Source organism: Flavobacterium sp. GSB-24, assembly GCF_027924665.1.
Classification (GTDB): domain Bacteria; phylum Bacteroidota; class Bacteroidia; order Flavobacteriales; family Flavobacteriaceae; genus Flavobacterium.
Map to the genome: position 1 here is coordinate 378,166 of NZ_AP027043.1, position 22,563 is coordinate 400,728.

A 22,563-nucleotide genomic window follows, 5' to 3' on the forward strand; every position below is an offset into this window, starting at 1 on the left:
TTATTTAGTTGCTTTTTTCTTGTTAGCAACAGTTTTTCTTTTACCTTTTCTTGTTCTTGAGTTGTTTTTAGTTCTTTGCCCTCTTAATGGAAGACCAGATCTATGACGAATACCTCTGTAACATCCAATATCCATTAAACGTTTAATGTTTAATGAAATTTCAGAACGTAATTCTCCTTCGATTTTGTAAAATGAAACAGCTTCACGAATTGCTCCGATCTCATCATCATTCCAATCTTGAACTTTTTTATCTTGGCTAACTTGAGCTTTTTCCAAAATCTCAATAGCTCTACTTTTCCCTAATCCGAAGATGTAGGTAAGTGCAATAACACCTCTTTTGTTTTTTGGGATATCTACCCCTGCTATTCTTGCCATAATTATCCTTGTCTTTGTTTAAATCTAGGATTCTTTTTGTTTATTACGTACAGTCTCCCTTTTCTACGCACGATAATGCACTCGGCACTTCTCTTTTTTACTGATGCTCTAACTTTCATAGTGAATATCCTTTAATATCGATAAGTAATTCTTGCTTTTGACAAATCATAAGGACTCATTTCTAGTTTCACTTTATCACCAGGTAATAATTTGATGTAATGCATACGCATTTTTCCAGAAATATGAGCAATTACGATATGTCCATTTTCTAACTCTACACGGAACATCGCATTTGATAATGCTTCAATAATTGATCCGTCTTGTTCTATTGCTGATTGTTTTGCCATAAATATATTAAGCTACCGCTTTTCTATTTTTACCAGTCTTCATTAAACCATCATAATGTTTGTTTAACAAGTATGAATTGATCTGTTGAATAGTATCTATTGCAACACCAACCATAATTATTAATGAGGTACCCCCAAAAAACATCGCCCAAGATTGTTGTACATCCATAATACTTACAACAATAGCTGGGAACACAGCAATCAAAGCAAGGAATAAAGATCCTGGGAAAGTTATTAAAGACATCACTTTATCAAGGAAATCAGAAGTTTCAGCTCCTGGACGAACGCCCGGGATAAAACCACCGCTTCTCTTTAAATCATCAGCCATTTTGTTAGTAGGTACAGTGATTGCAGTATAAAAGAATGTAAATACAATAATTAAAGTTGCAAAAACAAAATTATACCAAAAACCAAACATATTACTAAATGCACCAACAATAGATTGTGATGTATCTGATTTAGACAATCCAGCTACAGCTGCAGGAATAAACATAATTGCCTGAGCAAAAATAATTGGCATAACCCCAGAAGCATTAAGCTTAAGAGGAATCCATTGTCTATTACCTCCTGCCAAATCTTGTTCGTAATCCCCAGTAGTTGTACGACGAGCATACTGTACAGGAATCCTACGTACTGCCATTGTAAGCAATACACAAGAAATGATAACTAACAGCCACACAATAATTTCAATAACTAATAACATTGGACCTCCATTGTTATTGGTAACACGAGTTGTAAACTCTTGAATAAAAGCTTGCGGTAAACGAGCTAAAATACCAACCATAATTAACAATGAAATACCATTTCCAATACCTTTATCTGTAATTTTCTCTCCAAGCCACATAGCAAAAATTGTACCAGTAACTAAGATTATAACAGAAGAGAACAAAAATTCAGGAGAATTAAAGCCTAGCAAAAATGCATTACTAGGCAATGTTCTGTATAAATTATAGATATAAGTTGGACCTTGAACCAATGTGATAGCGATTGTCAACCAACGAGTGATTTGATTAATCTTTTTTCTACCACTTTCCCCATCATTTTGAAGTTTTTGTAAATATGGAATCGCAATCCCCATCAACTGAACAACAATAGACGCAGAAATATAAGGCATGATACCTAAAGCAAAAACTGAAGCCTTAGAGAAAGCACCCCCGGTGAACATGTCTAGAATAGATCCTAGACCATTTTTAGTTTGTCCCGCTAAACCAGTCAATTGCGTTGCGTCAATTCCAGGAAGCGTAACGTGTGCTCCAAAACGATATACTAAAAGTAATCCTAACGTAATTAAGATTCTATTCTTTAGTTCTTCGATTTTCCAAACATTACTTATTGATTCAATAAATTTCTTCATCTTAATAGATAAGTTATATAGTTACAGCTTCTCCACCAGCAGCTTCAATAGCCGCTTTTGCAGTTGCAGTAAATTTGTGGGCAGTTACTTTTAATTTTGCTTTCAACTCTCCTCTACCTAAAATCTTAACGATTTCATTTTTAGTAGCTAGACGATTTGCCACGAAATCTGCCATTGAGACAGAATCAGTAATTGCACCTTTATCTACCAATAATTGAAGAGTATCTAAATTAACACCTTCGTATTCTTTACGATTGATGTTTGTGAAACCAAACTTAGGCACACGTCTTTGAAGTGGCATCTGCCCTCCTTCAAAACCAATCTTTTTAGAATAACCAGAACGAGATTTAGCCCCTTTGTGTCCTCTTGCAGCGGTACCACCTTTTCCAGAACCTTCTCCTCTACCTAATCTTTTATTTTGATTGTGTGTAGATCCTTCAGCAGGTTGTAAGTTACTTAAATTCATAACAGTATTTGTTATTTAGCTTCTTCAACAGAAACTAAGTGTTTAACTTTGTTTATCATCCCAAGGATAGCAGGATTTGACTCGTGCTCCACAACTTGTCCAATTTTACGTAGACCTAAAGCTTCCAAACCTCTCTTTTGAGAAAGAGGACAGTTGATTTTGCTTCTTACTTGTTTTACTAATAATTTAGCCATAATTTCCTTGAATTAACCTTTAAAAACTTTTTCTAAAGAAACACCTCTTTGTTTTGCAACAGTATGAGCACTTCTCATTTGCAATAAAGCATCAAAAGTTGCTTTTACTACGTTGTGTGGATTTGATGATCCTTGAGATTTCGACAATACATCGTGAATTCCTACTGATTCAAGAACTGAACGAACAGCTCCACCAGCGATAACTCCAGTACCATGAGATGCTGGGATTAAAAATACGCGTGCACCACCAAATTTTCCTTTTTGTTCGTGAGGAACAGATTGACCATTCAAAGGAATTCTAACTAAATTTTTCTTAGCATCTTCTACTGCTTTCGCAATTGCTTCAGAAACATCTTTAGATTTTCCTAATCCATGACCTACCACTCCATTTTCATCACCTACAACTACAATAGCAGAAAAACCGAAAGCTCTACCACCTTTTGTAACTTTAGTAACACGATTAACACTTACCAGACGATCTTTAAGTTCAAGACCACTAGGTTTTACCAATTCTACATTTTTGTATTTAGACATAATATATTAGAATTTAAGTCCAGCGGCTCTTGCGCCTTCTGCTAATGATTTAATACGACCGTGATATAAATAACCACCTCTATCAAAAGTGATTGTATCAATCCCAGCTTTTAACGCTTTCTCTGCAACTAATTTTCCAACAGCAGCAGCGATTTCAACGTTAGTACCTTTTCCTATTTCTTTTTCTCTTGAAGATGCAGCTAATATAGTAACTCCATTTACATCATCAATAATTTGAGCGTAAATTTCTTTATTACTTCTAAAAACAGAAAGTCTAGGTCTTGCAGCAGAACCACTAACCGATTTTCTAATTCTGAATTTAATTCTCTGTCTTCTATCAGATTTTGTTAATGACATAATCTTATTTTTTAAGCTGATTTACCTGCTTTTCTTCTTAATACTTCACCCACAAATTTAACACCTTTTCCTTTGTATGGCTCTGGCTTACGGAAACCTCTGATTTTCGCAGCAACTTGACCTAAAAGTTGTTTATCAAATGATGTTAATTTTACGATAGGGTTCTTACCTTTTTCAGATATTGTTTCTAAAGATACTTCTGGAGCAATTTCCAAAACAATATTGTGAGAATATCCAAGAGCTAAATCTAATTTTTGACCTTGGTTTGAAGCTCTATAACCAACTCCAACTAATTCTAGTTCTTTTGTAAAACCTTCAGAAACACCGATAATCATATTATTGATCAAAGATCTATATAATCCGTGTTTTGCTCTGTGGTCTTTATGATCAGACGATCTTTCTACTAAAACTTGATCGCCTTCAACAGTTACATTTACGTCCGAAAACTCCTGAACTAATTGACCTTTTTTTCCTTTTACTGTAATAATACCGTCTTTAACTTCTACAGTTACACCAGCAGTGATTACAATTGGGCTTTTACCTATTCTTGACATCTTATTTAGTCTTTAAAATTAGTATACGTAACAAATTACTTCACCACCTACATTTAATTGTTTCGCTTGTTTTCCAGTCATAAGACCTTTTGAAGTTGAAACAATTGCAATTCCTAATCCATTAAGGATTCTTGGTAATTTGGCAGCACCTGCATATTTACGTAAACCAGGTTTACTAATTCTTTGGATATCTTTAATTACTGGCTCCTTAGTATCTTTATCATACTTTAAAGCAATTTTGATAGAACCTTGTACTGTGTTCTGCTCAAATTTGTAACTTAAGATATAACCTTGATCAAATAAGATCTTAGTTATTTCTTTTTTAAGATTAGATGCTGGAATCTCAACAACTTTGTGGTTTGCAGCCACAGCATTACGAACTCTAGTCAAATAATCTGCAATAGGATCTGTATACATATGTATTTGATTGCGATTATGGTTTTCAGGAAGCACTCTGCCTCCTGAACCTTTAATCAATTTATAAACTTTTTTTAAATTACCAGCTGGCTTTTTTTACACCTGGAATTAATCCATTGTTAGCCATTTCACGGAAAGTTACACGTGAAATACCGAATTGACGGATATAACCTCTTGGTCTACCTGTTAATTTACAACGATTGTGCAAACGAACTGGTGAAGCATTTTTAGGTAATTTTTGTAGGCCTTCATAGTCTCCAGCTTCTAATAAAGCTTTTCTTTTTTCAGCGTACTTAGCTACCGTTTTCTCTCTTTTAACCTCGCGGGCTTTCATTGATTCTTTAGCCATGTCTTAATTCTTTTTAAAAGGTAATCCTAATTCAGCCAATAATGACTTTGCTTCCTTATCTGTTTTTGCAGTAGTAACAAAAGTAATATCCATTCCTGAGATTTTGTTTACTTTATCAATATCAATTTCTGGGAAAATGATTTGCTCCAAAACTCCAAGATTGTAGTTACCTCTTCCATCGAAACCAGTAGCTTTAATACCACCGAAATCTCTAACACGTGGTAAAGCAGAAGTAATAAGTCTATCTAAAAACTCATACATTCTTTCACCACGTAAAGTAACTTTTGCTCCAATAGGCATCCCTTTTCTCAATTTGAATGACGCAACGTCTTTCTTTGAGATTGTAGATACTGCTTTTTGTCCAGTGATCTTTGTTAACTCATCAACAGCATAGTCAATAAGTTTTTTATCAGATACAGCTGCACCAACTCCACGGCTCAAAACGATTTTTTCAAGTTTTGGAACTTGCATAACGTTTGTATATCCGAACTCTTCTTTAAGAGCAGAGATTACTCTACTCTTATATTCTTCTTTTAGTCTAGGTGTATATGCCATTACTATAGTACTTGATTAGATTTTTTTGAAAATCTTACTTTCTTATCTCCTTCTACTCTAATACCTACTCTAGTTGTTTCCTTAGTTTTAGGATCAATTAGTGAAATGTTAGAAATTTGAATAGAAGCTTCTTTTTTAACGATACCACCTTGAGGGTTTTTAGCACTTGGTTTTGTATGTTTCGAAACCATGTTTACACCTTCAACTATCGCTTTATTTTTCTCACGGTAAACACGTAGAACTTTACCTTCAGCACCTTTATGGTCTCCAGCAATAACTCTTACGATATCTCCTGATTTAATTTTTAGCTTTATCATCTTAAAACGAATTAAAGCACTTCTGGTGCTAATGATACAATTTTCATGAATTGTTTTTCACGAAGTTCTCTTGCTACCGGACCAAAAACACGAGTTCCTCTCATTTCCCCCGCAGCGTTCAAAAGAACACATGCATTGTCATCGAAACGGATATAAGAACCATCAGCTCTTCTCACTTCTTTTTTGGTACGCACAACAACTGCAGTTGAAACAGCTCCTTTTTTAACGTTACCGTTAGGAGTTGCATCTTTAATAGATACTACAATCTTGTCACCAACAGAGGCATACCTTCTTTTGGTACCTCCTAAAACACGGATAGTTAAAACTTCTTTTGCTCCCGTGTTATCTGCTACTTTTAGTCTTGATTCCTGTTGTACCATAATTATTTAGCTCTTTCTAAGATTTCAACTAATCTCCAACATTTTGTTTTACTTAAAGGACGCGTTTCGCTAATTCTTACAGTATCTCCAATGTTACAGTCGTTTGTTTCGTCGTGTGCAACATATTTCTTAGTTTTCAACACGAACTTACCGTATAATGGGTGTTTTACTTTTCTTACTTCAGCAATAACAATAGATTTATCCATTTTATTTGAAGTAACAACACCTATTCTTTCTTTTCTTAAATTTCTTTTTTCTTCCATCTTTCAGCAGAATACAATTATTGTAACTCTCTTTTAGTTAACTCTGTAGCCAATCTTGCAACTGTTCTTCTAACGCTTCTAATTTGAAGTGGGTTAGCAATTGGAGAAATAGCGTGAGCCATTTTTAGGTCAGCATATACTTTCTTAGTTTGACTAAGTTTTTCTTGCAACTCCGCTGCAGAAAGATCTTTTATTTCTGATTGTTTCATAATAAATATAAATTATGCTTCGAAATCTCTAGCAACGACGAACTTAGTTTTTACTGGAAGTTTCTGAGCTGCAAGACGTAAAGCCTCTTTTGCAACTGATAACGGAACTCCTCCAACTTCAAACATAATTCTTCCTGGTTTAACAACAGCAGCCCAATACTCAACTGCTCCTTTACCTTTACCCATACGTACTTCAAGAGGTTTCTTAGTAATAGGTTTGTCTGGAAATATTTTAATCCATAATTGTCCTTCTCTCTTCATGTAACGAGTTGCAGCGATACGTGCAGCTTCAATTTGACGAGAAGTTAAGAACATACCATCTTCATGTACAGATTTAATACCAAACATTCCATTTGAAAGTTCATGCCCTCTTTGAGAGTTACCTTTCATTTTACCTTTTTGTACCTTACGGTATTTTGTTCTTTTAGGCTGTAACATTTTTCTTTAGTTTAAAAATTTACTTTCTTTTACGAGCGTCTGGTTTTCCGCCTTTGTTAAAGTTAGATTTGCCTCTAGGAGCATCTCCACCTTTTCCACCACCTGTACCAGATTGTTTTTTGTCCATTCCAGCAAGCGGAGAAAGTTCTCTCTTACCGTAAACTTCACCTTTCATGATCCATACTTTGATACCCATTCTACCATAAGTAGTGTGAGCTTCAGCCAAAGCATAATCAATATCAGCTCTGAAAGTTGATAGAGGAATTCTACCTTCTTTGAAACCCTCTGAACGAGCCATCTCAGCACCATTCAAACGTCCAGAAATCAAAACTTTGATACCCTCAGCGTTCATACGCATAGAAGCAGCAATAGCCATTTTGATTGCACGTCTGTAAGAAATACGGCTTTCGATTTGACGAGCGATGCTTGTCGCCACAAGATAAGCATCTAATTCAGGTCTTTTAATTTCAAAAATGTTAATTTGAACCTCTTTGTCAGTAACTTTCTTAAGTTCTTCTTTTAACTTGTCTACCTCTTGTCCACCTTTTCCGATAATGATACCAGGTCTAGCAGTAGTGATAGTAACGGTTACAAGTTTCAAAGTTCTCTCGATGATTACTTTTGATACACTAGCTTTTGATAAACGAGCATGGATATACTTTCTGATTTTGTGATCTTCGGCAAGTTTATCACCGTAATCATTTCCACCATACCAGTTTGAGTCCCATCCTCTGATGATACCAAGTCTATTTCCAATTGGATTTGTCTTTTGTCCCATGCTGCTTAAGAATTGCTTTGTGTGTTATTGATAGCTCCAAGCACGATTGTAACGTGATTAGAACGTTTTCTTATTCTGTGTGCACGACCTTGTGGAGCTGGACGAAGTCTTTTTAACATCATTCCACCATCTACTCTGATCTCTTTAACAAATAATCCAGCCTCTTCTAAATTACCTTCACTATTTTTTTGCTCCCAGTTATTGATTGCAGATAATAATAGTTTTTCTAATTTTCTTGAAGCTTCTTTAGAACTGAATCTTAAAATGTTAAGTGCTCTTTCTACCTTCTGACCTCTTACCAAGTCCGCTACTAAGCGCATTTTTCTAGGTGAAGTAGGGCAGTTATTCAATTTTGCGAAAGCAATAGACTTATTAGCCTCTTTTCTCGCATCTGCTGTTTCTCTTTTACGAACTCCCATTGCTTCTTATTTTTTACCTTTATTTTTTGCTCCAGCATGACCTCTAAAAGATCTAGTTGGTGAAAACTCTCCTAATTTGTGACCTACCATGTTTTCTGTTACGTAAACTGGTACAAATTGACGACCGTTATGAACTGCGATAGTTTGTCCAACAAAGTCAGGAGTAATCATAGAAGCTCTAGACCAAGTCTTTACCACTCCTTTGTTTCCGTTTTCAATGTTTTCTTGAACTTTCTTGTCTAATTTATAATGAACGAAAGGTCCTTTTTTTAATGAACGTGCCATATCTTATTATTTCTTTCTACGTTCTACGATATACTTGTTACTCGGGTTTTTCTTAGAACGAGTTCTGTAACCTTTAGCTGGCAATCCGTTTCTTGAACGTGGGTGCCCTCCAGAAGAACGTCCTTCACCACCTCCCATAGGGTGATCAACTGGGTTCATCGCTACTGGTCTAGTTCTAGGTCTTCTTCCTAACCATCTTGTTCTACCTGCTTTTCCAGATACAACTAATTGGTGGTCAGAATTAGAAACAGCTCCAATTGTAGCCGAACAAGTTAACAAGATCAATCTTGTTTCTCCAGATGGCATTTTAATTGTTGCATATTTCCCGTCTCTTGCCATTAACTGAGCAAAAGTTCCAGCTGAACGAGCAATAACAGCTCCTTGTCCTGGACGTAACTCAATACAAGATATAACAGTTCCAAGAGGAATTCTGCTTAAAGGTAATGTATTACCAATTTCAGGTTGAGATTCTGGACCAGAAACTAATTTCTGACCAACTTTCAATCCGTTTTGAGCAATTACATAAGTTTTCTCTCCATCAGCATAAGCTAATAGAGCGATAAATGCAGTACGATTTGGATCGTACTCGATTGATTTCACTGTAGCTGGAATTCCATCTTTAGTTCTTTTGAAATCAATAATACGATATCTCTGCTTGTGACCACCACCCGTATAACGCATGGTCATCTTTCCTTGACTATTTCTACCTCCAGAGTTTTTTATCGGCGCTATCAAAGAGCGTTCCGGCTTATCAGTTGTAATGGCGTCATAACCATTCACAACTCTAAATCGCTGACCTGGGGTAATAGGTTTTAATTTTCTTACTGACATTTTTCTATCTTAGATATTGTTGTAAAAATCAATTGTTTCTCCTTCTTGTACTTGAACAATTGCTTTTTTAATTGCATTTGTCTTTCCACTGATTAAACCACTTTTAGTGTATTTAGTAGATCTATCTGGTCTCACATTCATTGTGTTAACAGAAACGATAGTTACTCCATAAGCAGCCTCAACAGCTTTCTTAATTTGAACTTTGTTTGCTTTTTTGTCAACAACGAATCCGAAGCGGTTTAGAACTTCACTTTCTTTGGTTACTTTTTCCGTTACTATAGGTCTAATTATGATACTCATATTCCTATTATTTACTTAAATTTTCTTCAATTAACTCTAAAGAACCTTCCAAAAGCACTAAATTATTAGCGTTTAATATTGCGTAAGTGCTTAATTCTGAGCTAGTTACGACACTTGAAGCCTTTAAATTGCGTGACGACAAATATACATTTTTATTTGACTCACCCAACACAAATAGAGATTTTTTATTTTCTAACCCTAAAGCTTTCAAAACGTTAATGAAATTTTTAGTGTTTGGCGCTTCAAAATTAAAGTCTTCAAGAACAACAATGTTTGATTCTTTTGCTTTGATTGAGAAAGCTGATTTTCTAGCCAATCTTTTTAAGCCTTTATTCAATTTAAATGAATAACTTCTTGGTCTTGGTCCGAAAACTGTTCCACCACCTTTAAACAAAGGATTCTTAACACTTCCTGCACGAGCAGTACCAGTTCCTTTTTGTTTTTTAATTTTACGTGTACTTCCAGTTACTTCAGCTCTTTCCTTAGCCTTGTGAGTACCTTGTCTTTGATTAGCAAGATATTGCTTAACATCAAGATATACAGCGTGATTGTTTGGTTCAATTGCGAATACTGAATCAGAAAGTTGAACTTTTCTACCAGTATCTTTTCCGTTGAAATCTAATACTTTTACTTCCATTACTTCTGAATGATTACATAAGAGTTTTTATGTCCAGGAACACATCCTTTAATAACAAGTAAGTTCTTTTCAGCAACCACTTTTAAAACTCTAAGGTTTTGAACTTTTACATTTTCTCCTCCCATTCTTCCAGCCATACGCATTCCTTTGAATACTCTAGATGGATAAGAAGAAGCTCCTACAGAACCTGGCGCTCTTAAACGGTTGTGTTGACCGTGAGTAGCTTGTCCAACACCACCAAAACCGTGACGTTTAACAACACCTTGGAAACCTTTACCTTTAGACACACCTTGTACATCTACAAATTCTCCTTCTTCAAAAATAGAAACATCAATAAGATCTCCCAATTTTTGTTCGGTTGCGAAATCTTGGAATTCAACGACTTTTTTCTTAGCAACAGTTCCAGCTTTTTTAAAGTGACCTAAAGCCGCTTTAGTAGAATGTTTCTCGTTTTTGTCATCGAAACCTAGTTGCAACGCTTCGTACCCGTCAACACCTTTGGTTCTGACTTGGGTAACAACACATGGACCAGCTTCGATTACTGTACAAGGAATGTTTTTCCCGTTTTCGTCAAAAATACTAGTCATGCCGATTTTCTTACCAATTAACCCAGACATAAATATTAATTATTAATTACTAAAATTCCCTTCAATTTGAAAATAACAGAAATTTCCAAACAGGGAGTGCAAAAGTAGACATTAAAATTGAATATACCAAACGGTTACAAAAATTAAATCGCTCATAATCAAAATCCAAGCATCAAATGAATCATATAAGAGATTTTTTCTTGCCCAAAATTCCAAGCCTTTATTTTAATAATAATCAAAACAGCACTTAACAATTAATTAATAAAAGAAAAATACAAAACAACGCCAGCACCCTAAAACAAAGAGAATTACGCAAAGCAATAAATCGAAAAGCCAACAAAAAAGAAAGCATCCAAATTTCAAAACCTAAAAAGTAAAACAAAAAAAGCGAGACAGAAATGCCTCGCTTTTTATATATAAAATATAATAAAAAAATTATACTTTTATCTCTACTTCAACCCCACTTGGCAATTCAAGTTTCATTAAAGCATCAATAGTTTTAGATGAAGATGAATAAATATCAATCAATCTCTTGTATGACATTACTTCAAATTGCTCTCTCGCTTTTTTGTTAACGTGCGGAGAACGTAATACAGTGAAAAGTTTTTTGTGAGTTGGCAACGGAATTGGACCTGTTACAACTGCTCCAGTAGTTTTTACTGTTTTTACGATCTTTTCAGCAGATTTATCTACCAACATGTGATCGTAAGATTTTAGTTTTATTCTGATTTTTTGACTCATTTTCTTAAAATTAAGCGTTACCTTTTGCTTTTTTGATTACCTCTTCTGAAATATTAGAAGGTGTTTCTGCATAGTGAGAAAACTCCATTGTTGAAGTAGCTCTACCAGAAGATAATGTTCTTAATGTAGTTACATATCCAAACATTTCTGACAAAGGAACATCAGCTTTAATAGTTTTAGCACCATTTCTATCACCCATATCATTAACTTGACCTCTACGACGGTTCAAGTCACCAACGATATCACCCATATTTTCTTCTGGAGTAATAACTTCAATTTTCATGATTGGCTCAAGAATAACAGCTCCAGCAGCACGTCCTGACTCTTTATAACCCATTCTTGCCGCTAATTCAAAAGAAAGAGCATCAGAATCCACGGGGTGGAAAGATCCATCTAACAAAGTTACTTTCAAACTATCAACAGCATATCCAGCTAATGGACCTGTTTTCATAGCCTCACGGAAACCTTTCTCAACAGCAGGAATATACTCCTTAGGAACGTTACCACCTTTTACTTCATTAACAAACTGTAATCCTACAGGAACTTTACCATCAACTTCATCAGCAGGCTCGATTCTAAATACGATATCACCGAATTTACCACGACCTCCAGATTGTTTCTTGTAAGTTTCTCTATGTTGAGCAGATCTTGTAAACGCTTCTTTATATTCAACTTGAGGCTCACCTTGGTTCACTTCAACTTTAAACTCACGTTTCATACGATCAACTAAGATATCTAAGTGAAGCTCACCCATACCAGAAATAATAGTTTGACCTGAAGCTTCATCTGTTCTAACTGTAAATGTCGGATCCTCTTCAGCTAATTTCGCCAAAGCCATACCCATTTTATCAACGTCAGCTTTAGTTTTAGGCTCAATAGCGATACCAATTACTGGCTCTGGGAATTTCATAGATTCCAAAATAATTGGATTCTTTTCATCACACAAAGTATCTCCAGTTTTTATATCTTTAAATCCTACAGCCGCACCAATATCTCCAGCCTCAATATATTCGATTGGATTTTGCTTATTAGCGTGCATTTGGTAAATACGAGAGATTCTCTCTTTATTACCTGAACGAGTATTTAAAACATAAGAACCAGCATCTAAACGACCAGAGTAAGCACGGAAGAAAGCTAAACGACCTACGAATGGGTCAGTAGCAATTTTAAACGCTAAAGCAGCAAACGGCTCTTTTACATCTGGCTTACGCAAGATTTTAGTTTGATCTTCTTCTAATAATTCAGCATCATCAGGGTGAATACCTTCGATACCTTCTTTATCTAATGGAGATGGTAAATACTTACAAACAGCATCTAACATAAATTGAACTCCTTTATTTTTAAAAGAAGAACCTGCAAGCATTGGAATGATCGCCATATCAATTGTAGCAGCTCTTAATGCATTGTTGATTTCTTCCTCTGTAATAGAGTTTTCATCTTCCATGTATTTATCCAAAAGATTCTCATCATAAGTAGCAATCTCTTCGATAAGGATAGAACGGTAGTGTTTTACATCGTCAACCATATCAGCAGGGATGTCAACGATATCAAAAGTAGCTCCTTGAGTCTCATCATGCCATACGATAGCTTGATTTTTCACTAAGTCAACAATACCTTTAAAATCTGCTTCATCACCAATAGGCAAAGTAATTGCAACCGCATTCGATTTCAACATATCTTTAACCTGTCCGCATACAGCTAAAAAGTTAGCACCTTGACGGTCCATTTTATTTACGAATCCCATACGAGGAACTCTATATTGATCAGCAAGTCTCCAGTTAGTTTCTGATTGAGGCTCAACACCATCAACAGCACTAAATAGGAAAACTAATCCATCAAGTACACGTAGAGAACGGTTTACCTCTACAGTAAAGTCAACGTGCCCAGGAGTATCAATAATATTAAAGTGATAAGGCAATGATTCTGGAAGAGCCTTACCTTGCTCAGTTGGAAAATTCCAAGTACAAGTTGTAGCTGCAGAAGTAATTGTAATACCTCTTTCTTGCTCTTGCGCCATCCAGTCCATTGTTGCAGCACCATCGTGCACCTCACCAATTTTATGCGACTTTCCAGTGTAAAAAAGAATACGCTCAGTAGTTGTTGTTTTACCAGCATCAATGTGAGCAGCAATCCCGATATTTCTTGTATATTTTAAATCTCTAGCCATTTCTTACGAATTAAAATCTAAAGTGAGAGAATGCTTTATTAGCTTCTGCCATTTTGTGAGTATCCATTCTTTTCTTAACTGCAGCACCTTCTTCTTTAGCAGCAGCTAAACATTCTGAAGCTAAACGTTGTGCCATAGATTTTTCATTTCTTCTTCTTGAATAAAGTATTAACCACTTCATTGCCATAGAAATTTTTCTGTCTGGACGAATTTGCATTGGGATTTGAAATGTAGCTCCACCAACTCTACGGCTACGTACTTCTACGTGAGGCATAACGTTTGTTAAAGCATCTTTCCAGATCTCTAATGAAGTCTTCTCATCATTTTGCTTTTTAGATTCAATGATATCAATAGCATCATAAAATACTTTAAAAGCTGTAGATTTCTTACCATCCCACATTAAGTTATTCACAAAACGCGTTACTAATTGGTCGTTAAACCTTGGATCTGGTAAAAGTGGTCTTTTCTTTGCCGCTCTTTTTCTCATGTCTTTTTCTTAAAAGTTTTTAAATTACTTTTTTGCTTCTTTTGGGCGTTTAGCACCGTACTTAGATCTTCTTTGCGTTCTTCCCGCAACACCTGACGTATCAAGCGCTCCACGAACGATATGATATCTAACACCTGGTAAATCTTTTACCCTTCCGCCTCTAACTAATACTATCGAGTGCTCTTGTAGATTGTGTCCTTCTCCAGGAATGTAAGCATTCACCTCATTACCATTTGTCAAACGTACACGCGCAACTTTACGCATTGCAGAGTTTGGTTTTTTTGGTGTAGTAGTGTAAACACGCGTACAAACCCCTCTTCTTTGAGGACAAGAATCTAAAGCAACCGATTTACTCTTCTTAGTTATCTGAGTTCTTCCTGTTCTTACTAATTGTTGAATTGTTGGCATAATTAATACTAAAAATTATTATGTTTATTAAATTCCCGCTTTTTACGGGGTTGCAAATGTATAAAATATTTTTCACTATACAAACGTTAAATCATTAATTTTCAACAACATTATTTATATCTATGATTTCACAAAGAAACATTAGATATTTGCTTTACATTTAATCAACAAAACAATTGCATTTGAAACAATTAACACACATACTTCTTTTTCTTTTTACTTCAAGTTGTTTCGCACAATCTTTTTATTTGAATATAAATGGAATTGATAAGAAACAAAATCAAACAATTGACTCCATTCCATACGCAAAAAAGCACTCTAATTTAAAATCTCTTTATAACGAAATCGAATTGGTTTCAAAAGAACTAACAAAACAGGGATATACCGATTCTAAAAAACTAGAAACCTACAAAATAAATGACAGCACTTTTACCTCTACAATCGATCTAAAAAACAAGATAAAAGAAGTACATATATATATAGGTATAAACTCTTTTTTTTCCGAGTCAAAAAAAACAGCAAAAGACAGCATGTTTATCCCTTATTCAGAACTAGAAAATTTTTTAAATCAAGAAATCTTAAACAATGAAAAAGCAGGTTTTGCTTTTACAAAGATAAAACTGGAAAACATTAAGAAAAAGAATTCCATAATTTATGCTGACCTAAATTTCGATTCTGAAAAAAAAAGAACCTTAAATTCAATTATCCTAAATTACACAAATCTCAATTCTAAAGATTATTTCCCAAAAGGAGCATTAAAACAATTAAACAAGAAATATATCAACAGAACTTTCAACCAAGAAATAATAAAAAAAATCCATGCCGATATCAACAGCTTTGAATTTATTTCTCAAACAAAATATCCAGAAATACTTTTCACAAAAGACTCAACTAAAGTCTACGCATACATTGAAAAACGAAAAGCAAATACTTTCGATGGATACATCGGCTTTTCAAATGACGAAAACAAAAAATTAGTTCTAAATGGATATTTAGACATATCATTAATTAACACACTTCGGGCTGGGGAAAAATTTTCACTTTATTGGAAGAGTGACGGTAATCAACAAAAAACCTTTAACACCAAACTCGAAATCCCATATTTATTTAAATCTCCAATAGGCATAAAAGCTCAACTGAACATATTCAAACAAGACAGCACTTTTCAAAATACCAAAACAGATATCAATCTTGGATATTATTTGAATTACAATTCAAAATTATACATTGGATATCAATCCACAGAATCTAGTGATATTCAAAACACCAACAACTCAACAATAAGCGATTTTAACAACTCGTTTACCACAGTTACATTTGACTTTCAAAAGGCAGACTTTCGAAATCCTATATTCATAAATAAAACATTTATCAACACCGCACTTGGGTTTGGAAAACGAACAACCAACAACAATCCTCAAACAGCAGGCATAAGCAACCAGCTCTTTGCAAACATAAACTTTAAGTACAATTTTGAACTCAATCCTAAAAATTTCATTAACATAAATTCACAAAATTATATCTTAAAGAGTCAAAACTATATTTCAAATGAATTATTTCGATTTGGAGGAATGAATTCTATTCGAGGTTTTTTAGAAAATAGCCTTCAAGCTAACTACACTTCAATGATTCTTACAGAATATAGATATTTATTATCACAAAGCTTCTACATAAACTCAATCATCGATTATGCCTTATACCAAGACTTAACGAGCAATTCGAATAAAAATCAATTAAAAAAATTAATAGGAATTGGCATTGGCGTTAGTATACAAACAACAAGTGGGATATTAAAAATAAACCTTACGAATGGAGCAGAAAAAACTTCGGATTTGCAATTATATAACACTATCATAAACATATGTTATAATGTTAAATTTTGATGTTTAACGAAAAAAATATTTTTTTTATTAGGAAAGTTAACAAATTATTAAGAGTTTTGCGATACTAATTCAAAATATTTAAAAATGAAACTAAAGTTCAATGGATTCTTAGTACTTTTACTAGTACTAGTTGCGCAATTATCATTTGCGCAAGAAAGAGCTGTTTCTGGGACAGTTTCTGACAATGCAGGAATGCCTTTACCGGGTGTTAGTGTATTAGTTAAAGGAACTAAAACGGGAACACAAACTGACTTTGATGGTAAATTTTCGATCAAAGTATCACCAAGCCAAATTTTGGTATTTAGCTACATTGGGATGAAAACTCAAGAAGTAGCAGCAAGTTCTTCTACTGTAAATGTAAAACTAGCAGATGCAGGAGCTCAAGAACTTGAAGGCGTAGTTGTAACAGCTTTCGGTATCAAAAGAGAGAAAAAATCTCTTGGTTACGCAACTACAACTTTAAAAGCAGACGCGCTTACTCAAGTAGTTAACACAAACCCATTCGAGACACTTTCTGGTAAAATTGCAGGGGTTGATATTACTGCTCCATCTCAACCAGGAGCTTCTACAAAAGTAGTTATTCGTGGTTTGAACACGATTACAGGAAACAATGGTCCTCTTTATGTAGTTGATGGAACACCTATCAACAACAGCGCTACTGGAACTACTACTACGACAAGATCTTATGATGCTGGAAATGGTATTAGTGACATTGACCCGAACAATATCGAGAGTATGACAGTTCTTAAAGGAGCAGCAGCATCTGCTTTATACGGTTCAAGAGCTGGTGGTGGTGTAATTATCATTACAACTAAAAAAGGAAAAGCAAACTCTGGAATTAAAGTTGACTTATTAGCTTCAACAGAATTTAGTGAAGTAGCTAGAGTTCCTCATTTGCAAAACCAATTTGGACAAGGATGGAGCGGAGAAGGTTATTCAGGAGCTAACACTTACAGTAATGAGAATGGTTCTTGGGGACCTGCATTTAATGGAGAAGTTAGACCATGGGGAACTATATATGAAAATACTCAACAACTTAAGCCTTATGTTGCTTTAAAGGATAACGTAAGAGACTTCTACAACACTGGTGTATTGTCTACACAATCTGCAACTCTTAGTGGAGGCGGTGATACTTCAGATTTCTCTTTAGTATTCTCAAATGTAAACAGTGATGGAGTTGTTCCAACTGATGCTGACTTATACCAAAAACAATCATTAGGATTTAATGGAGGATTAAAAGGAAAAAAATTCACTTTAAGAACTTCTATTAATTATGTATACAAAAACCAAAGCGCTATTAATACAGGACAAGGTGATGATGCTGGTCAAGGTTCAACTTTACAACAAGATTTATTACAAATCCCACGTGATATAAGTATTGTAGATTTAAAAGATTACAAAAATAATCCTTTTAATACTCCAGATTATTATTTCACTCCTTATGCTGCAAACCCATATTTCTCAATTAACGAGAACAGCACAAAAATATTTGGAAACAACCTTTTTGGTAACATTAACTTAAGTTATAAATTAACTGATAAGATTACAGCTACATGGCAAATTGGTGGTAACTATAGAACTGAAAGACTTAAAAGCTACGGAGCGATCGTAGATTACCTTCCAGGTACTCCTCAGGCTGTAGCTGGTGCTAACCCAGTAGTTGGAGGAGTTACAGAAGGAAGATCAGAATTCAGCGAATTCGATACTTTCTTCAACATAAACTATAACACAAACTTAGGCGAAGACTGGACATTAAATCTTTTGGGAGGTTTGAACTACAACAAAAGAGAATCTGACCAATTATTCAATACTGTTACTAACTTAGGAATTCCAGGTTTCTACGAGCTTTCGAACTCAGCTCTTAGACCAGTAATTACACAATCAAACTCATTAAGAAGAACTGGTGCAGTTTATGCTTCTGCTGAATTTGCTTTCAAGAACAGATATTTTGCTACTATTACAGGAAGAGAAGATAAAACTTCTACTTTACCAACTAGTAATAACGCATATTTCTACCCATCTTTATCACTTGGTGCAATTGTAATTGACAACGGAAGTACTTTCTTAAAATTAAGAGGTGCTGCATCTAAAATTGCAAATGACACTTCACCATATGTAACTGAAGATTCTTATATTTCAGGTTCTGCAGCTGCAAACTTTGGTATACTAGCATCTCCACTTGGAGGAGTAAGTTTCTTCGAAGCTTCTGGAAGACTTGGAAATCCTGATTTAAAACCAGAAAGTACTGTAGAGTATGAAGTTGGAGCTGAGGGATCTTTCTTCAAAAACAGAATTAGTTATGATATCGCATTATATCACAAAACAACTTCTGATGTAATTGTAAACTTACCTTTAGATCCTTCTACAGGTTACACAATTAAAGCTATTAATGCTGGAGACGTGGTAAACAAAGGTATTGAGCTTTCTGTAACTGGTAGCCCAATTAAAAACAAGGATTTCTCTTGGAACCTAACTTATACATTCACTAAAAACCTTAATGAGGTTACTGAATTAACTGGAGGAAATTCTTATGTTGATTTAACAAGTGCTTATGGTGTAACTTTTAGAGCAACTAAAGGAGAGCCAATCGGTACTTTCTATTCTCAAGTTCCAAAAACAAATGCAGCTGGACAATATATTGTAAATGCATCAACTGGTATGTACGAAGTAAGTGACGATATTGAAAAAATTGGAAATTCACAACGTGATTTCGTAATGGGATTACAAAATACTTTCAAGTACAAAAACTTTAACTTAGCTTTCTCATTAGACTGGAAACAAGGTGGAGAATTCTATTCCTATACTAAAAGACTTTCTCATTTCGTAGGAAATGGTATCGAAACTACTTATAATGATAGAAACCCATTTATCGTTCCTAACTCAGTTAACGAAAATGTAGATGCAGCAGGAAATGTTACTTATACTGAAAACACAACTCCGCTTACATTCGAAACTGTTACTAATTTCTACAATACTACAAACAACCCTGGTATTGAAAAAACTCACGTAATTGACAAAACTTTTGTTAGATTAAGAGAGATTAATTTTAATTATGACTTCCCTTCTTCAGTTACTAAAAATATGGGATTAAACAAAATTTCACTTGGAGTTTACGCAAGAAACCTTTTCATGTGGACTCCAGGAGCAAACCCATATACAGATCCTGAAACTGGAACTTACGGTACAGGCGTAATCTCTGATTTTGGAGAATTTGCATCTAACCCATCACAAAGATCAGTAGGTGGAGTTTTAAAATTATCATTCTAAAATAATATATAGAAAAATGAAAAAAATAACAACAATAATAGCAGCACTTTTCTTATTAGTGTCATGTGATGAAACATTTGACATTAATAGAGATCCAGATTCTTTACCTCCTGGACAAGCTAATAGCACTATTTTACCTGCAGGTATTGCAGGTCTAGCAGGTGCGCAAGGATCATACTACGCACTTATTGGCGGATTCTGGTCTCAATTTTGGACACAAAACACTACTTCGAATCAATACAAAGACATTGATCAATATAGTATTGGAACCAATGATTACCAAACAGGCTACACTGCAATGTTTGATGCTTTAAATGACATTAGAGTTGTAAAAGCACAAGCTGAAAAAGAAGGAAATTGGAATTATTACTTAATTGCAACTGTACTTGAAGTAGAAGCTTCTCAAGTAATGACTGACTTATATGATGCTATTCCTTATGCTGAAGCAAATAATGCAAGTATTTTGCAACCTAAATTCAATACTGGAAAAGAAGTTTATACTTTGATGATAGACGATTTAAAATTAGCATTATCAAAGAATCTAAGCTCTTCAGTAGGTACGGCACCAGCAAAAGACGATTTCATTTTCAATGGTAACATGGAAAACTGGACGAAATTTGGTAATACTTTATTATTAAAATTACATTTGAGATTAACGCAAGTTGATCCTGCTTTAGCTCAATCAGGAATTACTACCTTAATTAATTCTGGTGCTCAATTCTTGGATGTTGATGCCGCAATGACTCAATTTGAAGATGCTGCAGACAGAAGTAACCCATTATATGAAACTGACAGAAGACAGTTGAACACAACTCTAAACCTTAGAGCTAGTAAAACTTTATATACTTATTTACAGTCAAATTTAGACCCTCGTTTAAATAAATATTATGGGCCAGGAAATCCAAATAACCAAGGTGATTTTGAAAATGCTGCGACTGGACTTTCATTAGTAACTCTTTATCCAAAAACTCCAGTTTACTTCTTAAGCGCAGAAGAAAGCTATTTTTTACAAGCTGAAGCACTTACAAGATATTATGGTGGTGCTGGAGCAAAAGCAAAATATGATTTAGGAGTTGAAGCAAATTTCGCTAAATACAATAGCCCATCTCTACTTGGCACAACTACTATTCCAGCGGTTGGAAGCCCAGCAGCTTTCTTAGCTCCTGGAGGAAAATATGCTTTTCCAGCAACAGGAACAGCTGCTCAAATCGAGGCTATTATCACTCAAAAATGGATTGCTAGTTTCCCTGGAAATGGTTACGAATCTTTCTTAGAGCAAAACAGAACAGGCTTCCCTAAAGAATCTGCTGTTCCTCAAGATGATGAAGACTACATCCCTGGACAATTTAGAGTATCTGTTGAAAATGTAACAGGTGGATTATTCCCTAGAAGAATTGTTTTACCAAATACTGTAAAAACAAGAAATCCAAACGCTCCAGCTTTAGCAAAAATAACTGCTCCAGTATGGTGGGATGTTAACTAAAAAAATTAAAACAATGAAAAAAATATTTATATCCTTAATGGTAGTTTCAGGACTATTATTAACTTCATGTGAAGAATCTACCGATGGAGTTTCAAAAGTAACTGCATACGCTAACTTGACAATGAATGGTGATGCACTAGTTGTTCTTACGCAAGGAGAAACATATACAGAAGCTGGCGTAGAAGCTGAAGCTAACGGACAAGTTCTTCCAGTAACGATTGACGGTACAGTTGATACTAGCAAACCTACAGTTTACAAACTTAGATATTCTGCAGTAAATAGCGATGGCTTTCCTGCTTCACTTACACGTACTGTAATTGTATTGAGCAACAAACCAAGCACAATTGATTTAACAGGTACTTTTTTTAGAAGCGGTAACGCTAATAATGTAACTAGAGTAGGAAGTGGAGACAGACACTATTTTACAGACAACGCAACTGGATATACTGTAGGTGACCCAAACGTATTAAAGATGGAATTCTATAATATAGATGACAAACAAGTTTACGCACCTTTCAAGGCAGACGCTTCAGATACAGGTATTGATGCAGAAAGTAACATTGGAACAATTACAGACAAGAACAACTGGAAATGGTCAATTACTGCTACTGCATTCTTCGGTACTGCTGATAGAATATTCAAACGTTAATCTAAAAATATTAAAATGAAAAAATTAAAACAAAATATAACACGTATTCTAGCAGCTGTACTTGTGCTTACGTCGTTTGCAGCTTGTGATGAAGTTGGCGATACTAATCCAGGAGGAACATCTACAAAGGATATGTCTGGAGACTGGTACGTTCAAACATTAGTTAATGGAACTGTAGTAGCAGACTATGCACTTATTTCTACTTACAATACATCAGCAAATGATGGAAAAGAGATGTGGATTGATGATCATGGTCACGTATGGGACTTTAAAGTTAAGTCACCTGTAACTCTTAGCGCATTATCATTTGCAGGAAGTAATTTAGCAAGTAGCGTTGATGGATACGATATCAATGTGAATATAACAGAAGGTAAAATCACTAAGAATGGTGCTACATCGACTGGAGGTCATACAGTTGACGGAATCTCTTTTAAAGCTGAATTCTCAGATGATCCAGGAACTATTTATGAGATCAAAGGTTATAAGAGAACTGGTTTCTATGAAGACGAACACTAATACTTAATATTTAAGT

33 protein-coding genes are annotated in these 22,563 nt (G+C 34.7%); 5 read left to right on the forward strand and 28 right to left on the reverse strand.

The window, feature by feature from the left end; genetic code table 11:
* The 28 genes from rpsM to rpsL form a co-directional block, all read right to left on the reverse strand.
* Positions 1 to 375 carry a 30S ribosomal protein S13 gene (gene rpsM / locus QMG60_RS01835; RefSeq protein WP_008464322.1) on the reverse strand — a complete coding sequence of 125 codons (375 nt, stop codon included), beginning with the start codon at positions 373 to 375 and terminating at the stop codon, positions 1 to 3.
* Between the two features lie 2 nt (positions 376 to 377).
* Positions 378 to 494: a type B 50S ribosomal protein L36 gene (gene ykgO, locus QMG60_RS01840; RefSeq protein ID WP_002987490.1), complete on the reverse strand. Its 117-nt coding sequence runs from the start codon at positions 492 to 494 to the stop codon at positions 378 to 380.
* Positions 495 to 506: 12 nt separating this feature from the next.
* Positions 507 to 722 carry a translation initiation factor IF-1 gene (gene infA, locus QMG60_RS01845; protein ID WP_007136545.1) on the reverse strand — a complete coding sequence of 72 codons (216 nt, stop codon included), beginning with the start codon at positions 720 to 722 and terminating at the stop codon, positions 507 to 509.
* Between the two features lie 7 nt (positions 723 to 729).
* Complete coding sequence (secY, locus tag QMG60_RS01850; RefSeq protein ID WP_007803669.1) at positions 730 to 2,076, reverse strand: preprotein translocase subunit SecY; 1,347 nt, start codon at positions 2,074 to 2,076, stop codon at positions 730 to 732.
* Positions 2,077 to 2,089: 13 nt separating this feature from the next.
* Positions 2,090 to 2,542, reverse strand: coding sequence for a 50S ribosomal protein L15 (rplO, locus tag QMG60_RS01855; RefSeq protein ID WP_057114918.1), 453 nt, complete (start codon positions 2,540 to 2,542; stop codon positions 2,090 to 2,092).
* An 11-nt stretch (positions 2,543 to 2,553) separates the two neighbouring features.
* Positions 2,554 to 2,736, reverse strand: coding sequence for a 50S ribosomal protein L30 (rpmD, locus tag QMG60_RS01860; RefSeq protein WP_008464315.1), 183 nt, complete (start codon positions 2,734 to 2,736; stop codon positions 2,554 to 2,556).
* Positions 2,737 to 2,748: 12 nt separating this feature from the next.
* The gene (gene rpsE / locus QMG60_RS01865; RefSeq protein ID WP_085949269.1) at positions 2,749 to 3,273 is read right to left on the reverse strand and encodes a 30S ribosomal protein S5; all 525 of its coding nucleotides are present in this window, start codon (positions 3,271 to 3,273) and stop codon (positions 2,749 to 2,751) included.
* A 3-nt stretch (positions 3,274 to 3,276) separates the two neighbouring features.
* Complete coding sequence (rplR, locus tag QMG60_RS01870) at positions 3,277 to 3,627, reverse strand: 50S ribosomal protein L18 (protein WP_057114919.1); 351 nt, start codon at positions 3,625 to 3,627, stop codon at positions 3,277 to 3,279.
* An 11-nt stretch (positions 3,628 to 3,638) separates the two neighbouring features.
* Positions 3,639 to 4,181 (reverse strand): 50S ribosomal protein L6, encoded by a 543-nt coding sequence (gene rplF / locus QMG60_RS01875; RefSeq protein ID WP_057114920.1) that lies wholly within the window; start codon positions 4,179 to 4,181, stop codon positions 3,639 to 3,641.
* A gap of 18 nt (positions 4,182 to 4,199) precedes the next feature.
* Positions 4,200 to 4,598, reverse strand: coding sequence for a 30S ribosomal protein S8 (gene rpsH, locus QMG60_RS01880; RefSeq protein WP_008464306.1), 399 nt, complete (start codon positions 4,596 to 4,598; stop codon positions 4,200 to 4,202).
* Positions 4,599 to 4,677: 79 nt separating this feature from the next.
* Entirely contained in the window at positions 4,678 to 4,947 is a 270-nt protein-coding gene (gene rpsN, locus QMG60_RS01885; protein WP_031456037.1) for a 30S ribosomal protein S14, read from the reverse strand.
* A 3-nt stretch (positions 4,948 to 4,950) separates the two neighbouring features.
* Positions 4,951 to 5,502: a 50S ribosomal protein L5 gene (gene rplE, locus QMG60_RS01890; RefSeq protein WP_012022484.1), complete on the reverse strand. Its 552-nt coding sequence runs from the start codon at positions 5,500 to 5,502 to the stop codon at positions 4,951 to 4,953.
* A gap of 2 nt (positions 5,503 to 5,504) precedes the next feature.
* Positions 5,505 to 5,819, reverse strand: coding sequence for a 50S ribosomal protein L24 (gene rplX, locus QMG60_RS01895; protein WP_007803650.1), 315 nt, complete (start codon positions 5,817 to 5,819; stop codon positions 5,505 to 5,507).
* A gap of 11 nt (positions 5,820 to 5,830) precedes the next feature.
* The gene (gene rplN / locus QMG60_RS01900) at positions 5,831 to 6,199 is read right to left on the reverse strand and encodes a 50S ribosomal protein L14 (RefSeq protein WP_007803649.1); all 369 of its coding nucleotides are present in this window, start codon (positions 6,197 to 6,199) and stop codon (positions 5,831 to 5,833) included.
* Between the two features lie 2 nt (positions 6,200 to 6,201).
* Positions 6,202 to 6,462, reverse strand: coding sequence for a 30S ribosomal protein S17 (gene rpsQ / locus QMG60_RS01905; protein WP_007803646.1), 261 nt, complete (start codon positions 6,460 to 6,462; stop codon positions 6,202 to 6,204).
* 17 nt (positions 6,463 to 6,479) lie between these two features.
* Positions 6,480 to 6,671, reverse strand: a complete 192-nt coding sequence (gene rpmC / locus QMG60_RS01910; protein WP_008464297.1) for a 50S ribosomal protein L29 — start codon at positions 6,669 to 6,671, stop codon at positions 6,480 to 6,482.
* 12 nt (positions 6,672 to 6,683) lie between these two features.
* A complete protein-coding gene (gene rplP, locus QMG60_RS01915) occupies positions 6,684 to 7,109 on the reverse strand; it encodes a 50S ribosomal protein L16 (RefSeq protein ID WP_017495016.1) in 426 nt (141 codons plus the stop codon).
* 19 nt (positions 7,110 to 7,128) lie between these two features.
* Positions 7,129 to 7,887 (reverse strand): 30S ribosomal protein S3, encoded by a 759-nt coding sequence (gene rpsC, locus QMG60_RS01920; protein ID WP_008464292.1) that lies wholly within the window; start codon positions 7,885 to 7,887, stop codon positions 7,129 to 7,131.
* Positions 7,888 to 7,892: 5 nt separating this feature from the next.
* On the reverse strand, positions 7,893 to 8,306 hold the full coding sequence (gene rplV, locus QMG60_RS01925; protein ID WP_007803631.1) for a 50S ribosomal protein L22: 414 nt from the start codon (positions 8,304 to 8,306) through the stop codon (positions 7,893 to 7,895).
* 6 nt (positions 8,307 to 8,312) lie between these two features.
* A complete protein-coding gene (gene rpsS, locus QMG60_RS01930; RefSeq protein WP_007803626.1) occupies positions 8,313 to 8,591 on the reverse strand; it encodes a 30S ribosomal protein S19 in 279 nt (92 codons plus the stop codon).
* A 6-nt stretch (positions 8,592 to 8,597) separates the two neighbouring features.
* Positions 8,598 to 9,422, reverse strand: coding sequence for a 50S ribosomal protein L2 (gene rplB, locus QMG60_RS01935; RefSeq protein WP_035650459.1), 825 nt, complete (start codon positions 9,420 to 9,422; stop codon positions 8,598 to 8,600).
* Between the two features lie 9 nt (positions 9,423 to 9,431).
* On the reverse strand, positions 9,432 to 9,722 hold the full coding sequence (gene rplW, locus QMG60_RS01940) for a 50S ribosomal protein L23 (protein ID WP_012022489.1): 291 nt from the start codon (positions 9,720 to 9,722) through the stop codon (positions 9,432 to 9,434).
* 7 nt (positions 9,723 to 9,729) lie between these two features.
* A complete protein-coding gene (gene rplD, locus QMG60_RS01945; protein WP_057114921.1) occupies positions 9,730 to 10,359 on the reverse strand; it encodes a 50S ribosomal protein L4 in 630 nt (209 codons plus the stop codon).
* Positions 10,359 to 10,976 carry a 50S ribosomal protein L3 gene (gene rplC, locus QMG60_RS01950; RefSeq protein WP_057114922.1) on the reverse strand — a complete coding sequence of 206 codons (618 nt, stop codon included), beginning with the start codon at positions 10,974 to 10,976 and terminating at the stop codon, positions 10,359 to 10,361. Before rplC ends, rplD begins: the two co-directional genes overlap by 1 nt.
* A gap of 405 nt (positions 10,977 to 11,381) precedes the next feature.
* The gene (gene rpsJ / locus QMG60_RS01955; RefSeq protein WP_007803605.1) at positions 11,382 to 11,687 is read right to left on the reverse strand and encodes a 30S ribosomal protein S10; all 306 of its coding nucleotides are present in this window, start codon (positions 11,685 to 11,687) and stop codon (positions 11,382 to 11,384) included.
* Positions 11,688 to 11,697: 10 nt separating this feature from the next.
* Positions 11,698 to 13,854, reverse strand: coding sequence for an elongation factor G (gene fusA, locus QMG60_RS01960; RefSeq protein ID WP_057114923.1), 2,157 nt, complete (start codon positions 13,852 to 13,854; stop codon positions 11,698 to 11,700).
* 10 nt (positions 13,855 to 13,864) lie between these two features.
* Complete coding sequence (gene rpsG, locus QMG60_RS01965; RefSeq protein ID WP_017495022.1) at positions 13,865 to 14,341, reverse strand: 30S ribosomal protein S7; 477 nt, start codon at positions 14,339 to 14,341, stop codon at positions 13,865 to 13,867.
* Positions 14,342 to 14,365: 24 nt separating this feature from the next.
* The gene (gene rpsL, locus QMG60_RS01970; protein WP_007136570.1) at positions 14,366 to 14,749 is read right to left on the reverse strand and encodes a 30S ribosomal protein S12; all 384 of its coding nucleotides are present in this window, start codon (positions 14,747 to 14,749) and stop codon (positions 14,366 to 14,368) included.
* A 182-nt stretch (positions 14,750 to 14,931) separates the two neighbouring features.
* Here rpsL and QMG60_RS01975 point away from each other — a divergent pair, with 182 nt between their 5' ends.
* The 5 genes from QMG60_RS01975 to QMG60_RS01995 all read left to right on the forward strand — a co-directional run bounded on the left by QMG60_RS01975 (position 14,932) and on the right by QMG60_RS01995 (position 22,547).
* On the forward strand, positions 14,932 to 16,632 hold the full coding sequence (locus QMG60_RS01975) for a hypothetical protein (RefSeq protein ID WP_281866711.1): 1,701 nt from the start codon (positions 14,932 to 14,934) through the stop codon (positions 16,630 to 16,632).
* A gap of 84 nt (positions 16,633 to 16,716) precedes the next feature.
* The gene (locus QMG60_RS01980; RefSeq protein WP_134142851.1) at positions 16,717 to 19,899 is read left to right on the forward strand and encodes a SusC/RagA family TonB-linked outer membrane protein; all 3,183 of its coding nucleotides are present in this window, start codon (positions 16,717 to 16,719) and stop codon (positions 19,897 to 19,899) included.
* Positions 19,900 to 19,915: 16 nt separating this feature from the next.
* On the forward strand, positions 19,916 to 21,382 hold the full coding sequence (locus QMG60_RS01985) for a SusD/RagB family nutrient-binding outer membrane lipoprotein (RefSeq protein ID WP_134142849.1): 1,467 nt from the start codon (positions 19,916 to 19,918) through the stop codon (positions 21,380 to 21,382).
* A gap of 13 nt (positions 21,383 to 21,395) precedes the next feature.
* Complete coding sequence (locus QMG60_RS01990) at positions 21,396 to 22,031, forward strand: DUF5011 domain-containing protein (protein WP_166669337.1); 636 nt, start codon at positions 21,396 to 21,398, stop codon at positions 22,029 to 22,031.
* Between the two features lie 63 nt (positions 22,032 to 22,094).
* Positions 22,095 to 22,547: a lipid-binding protein gene (locus QMG60_RS01995; RefSeq protein WP_166669336.1), complete on the forward strand. Its 453-nt coding sequence runs from the start codon at positions 22,095 to 22,097 to the stop codon at positions 22,545 to 22,547.
* Positions 22,548 to 22,563 lie beyond the last annotated feature (16 nt).

Bases quoted from the DNA above. Each gene is read 5' to 3' on its own strand.
- rpsM (WP_008464322.1), bottom strand. From the start codon at position 375: ATGGCAAGAATAGCAGGGGTAGATATCCCAAAAAACAAAAGAGGTGTT.
- ykgO (WP_002987490.1), bottom strand. From the start codon at position 494: ATGAAAGTTAGAGCATCAGTAAAAAAGAGAAGTGCCGAGTGCATTATC.
- infA (WP_007136545.1), bottom strand. From the start codon at position 722: ATGGCAAAACAATCAGCAATAGAACAAGACGGATCAATTATTGAAGCA.
- secY (WP_007803669.1), bottom strand. From the start codon at position 2,076: ATGAAGAAATTTATTGAATCAATAAGTAATGTTTGGAAAATCGAAGAA.
- rplO (WP_057114918.1), bottom strand. From the start codon at position 2,542: ATGAATTTAAGTAACTTACAACCTGCTGAAGGATCTACACACAATCAA.
- rpmD (WP_008464315.1), bottom strand. From the start codon at position 2,736: ATGGCTAAATTATTAGTAAAACAAGTAAGAAGCAAAATCAACTGTCCT.
- rplR (WP_057114919.1), bottom strand. From the start codon at position 3,627: ATGTCATTAACAAAATCTGATAGAAGACAGAGAATTAAATTCAGAATT.
- rplF (WP_057114920.1), bottom strand. From the start codon at position 4,181: ATGTCAAGAATAGGTAAAAGCCCAATTGTAATCACTGCTGGTGTAACT.
- rpsH (WP_008464306.1), bottom strand. From the start codon at position 4,598: ATGTATACAGATCCTATTGCAGATTATTTGACTAGAGTTCGTAATGCT.
- rpsN (WP_031456037.1), bottom strand. From the start codon at position 4,947: ATGGCTAAAGAATCAATGAAAGCCCGCGAGGTTAAAAGAGAGAAAACG.
- rplE (WP_012022484.1), bottom strand. From the start codon at position 5,502: ATGGCATATACACCTAGACTAAAAGAAGAATATAAGAGTAGAGTAATC.
- rplX (WP_007803650.1), bottom strand. From the start codon at position 5,819: ATGATAAAGCTAAAAATTAAATCAGGAGATATCGTAAGAGTTATTGCT.
- rplN (WP_007803649.1), bottom strand. From the start codon at position 6,199: ATGGTACAACAGGAATCAAGACTAAAAGTAGCAGATAACACGGGAGCA.
- rpsQ (WP_007803646.1), bottom strand. From the start codon at position 6,462: ATGGAAGAAAAAAGAAATTTAAGAAAAGAAAGAATAGGTGTTGTTACT.
- rpmC (WP_008464297.1), bottom strand. From the start codon at position 6,671: ATGAAACAATCAGAAATAAAAGATCTTTCTGCAGCGGAGTTGCAAGAA.
- rplP (WP_017495016.1), bottom strand. From the start codon at position 7,109: ATGTTACAGCCTAAAAGAACAAAATACCGTAAGGTACAAAAAGGTAAA.
- rpsC (WP_008464292.1), bottom strand. From the start codon at position 7,887: ATGGGACAAAAGACAAATCCAATTGGAAATAGACTTGGTATCATCAGA.
- rplV (WP_007803631.1), bottom strand. From the start codon at position 8,306: ATGGGAGTTCGTAAAAGAGAAACAGCAGATGCGAGAAAAGAGGCTAAT.
- rpsS (WP_007803626.1), bottom strand. From the start codon at position 8,591: ATGGCACGTTCATTAAAAAAAGGACCTTTCGTTCATTATAAATTAGAC.
- rplB (WP_035650459.1), bottom strand. From the start codon at position 9,422: ATGTCAGTAAGAAAATTAAAACCTATTACCCCAGGTCAGCGATTTAGA.
- rplW (WP_012022489.1), bottom strand. From the start codon at position 9,722: ATGAGTATCATAATTAGACCTATAGTAACGGAAAAAGTAACCAAAGAA.
- rplD (WP_057114921.1), bottom strand. From the start codon at position 10,359: ATGGAAGTAAAAGTATTAGATTTCAACGGAAAAGATACTGGTAGAAAA.
- rplC (WP_057114922.1), bottom strand. From the start codon at position 10,976: ATGTCTGGGTTAATTGGTAAGAAAATCGGCATGACTAGTATTTTTGAC.
- rpsJ (WP_007803605.1), bottom strand. From the start codon at position 11,687: ATGAGTCAAAAAATCAGAATAAAACTAAAATCTTACGATCACATGTTG.
- fusA (WP_057114923.1), bottom strand. From the start codon at position 13,854: ATGGCTAGAGATTTAAAATATACAAGAAATATCGGGATTGCTGCTCAC.
- rpsG (WP_017495022.1), bottom strand. From the start codon at position 14,341: ATGAGAAAAAGAGCGGCAAAGAAAAGACCACTTTTACCAGATCCAAGG.
- rpsL (WP_007136570.1), bottom strand. From the start codon at position 14,749: ATGCCAACAATTCAACAATTAGTAAGAACAGGAAGAACTCAGATAACT.
- QMG60_RS01980 (WP_134142851.1), top strand. From the start codon at position 16,717: ATGAAACTAAAGTTCAATGGATTCTTAGTACTTTTACTAGTACTAGTT.
- QMG60_RS01985 (WP_134142849.1), top strand. From the start codon at position 19,916: ATGAAAAAAATAACAACAATAATAGCAGCACTTTTCTTATTAGTGTCA.
- QMG60_RS01990 (WP_166669337.1), top strand. From the start codon at position 21,396: ATGAAAAAAATATTTATATCCTTAATGGTAGTTTCAGGACTATTATTA.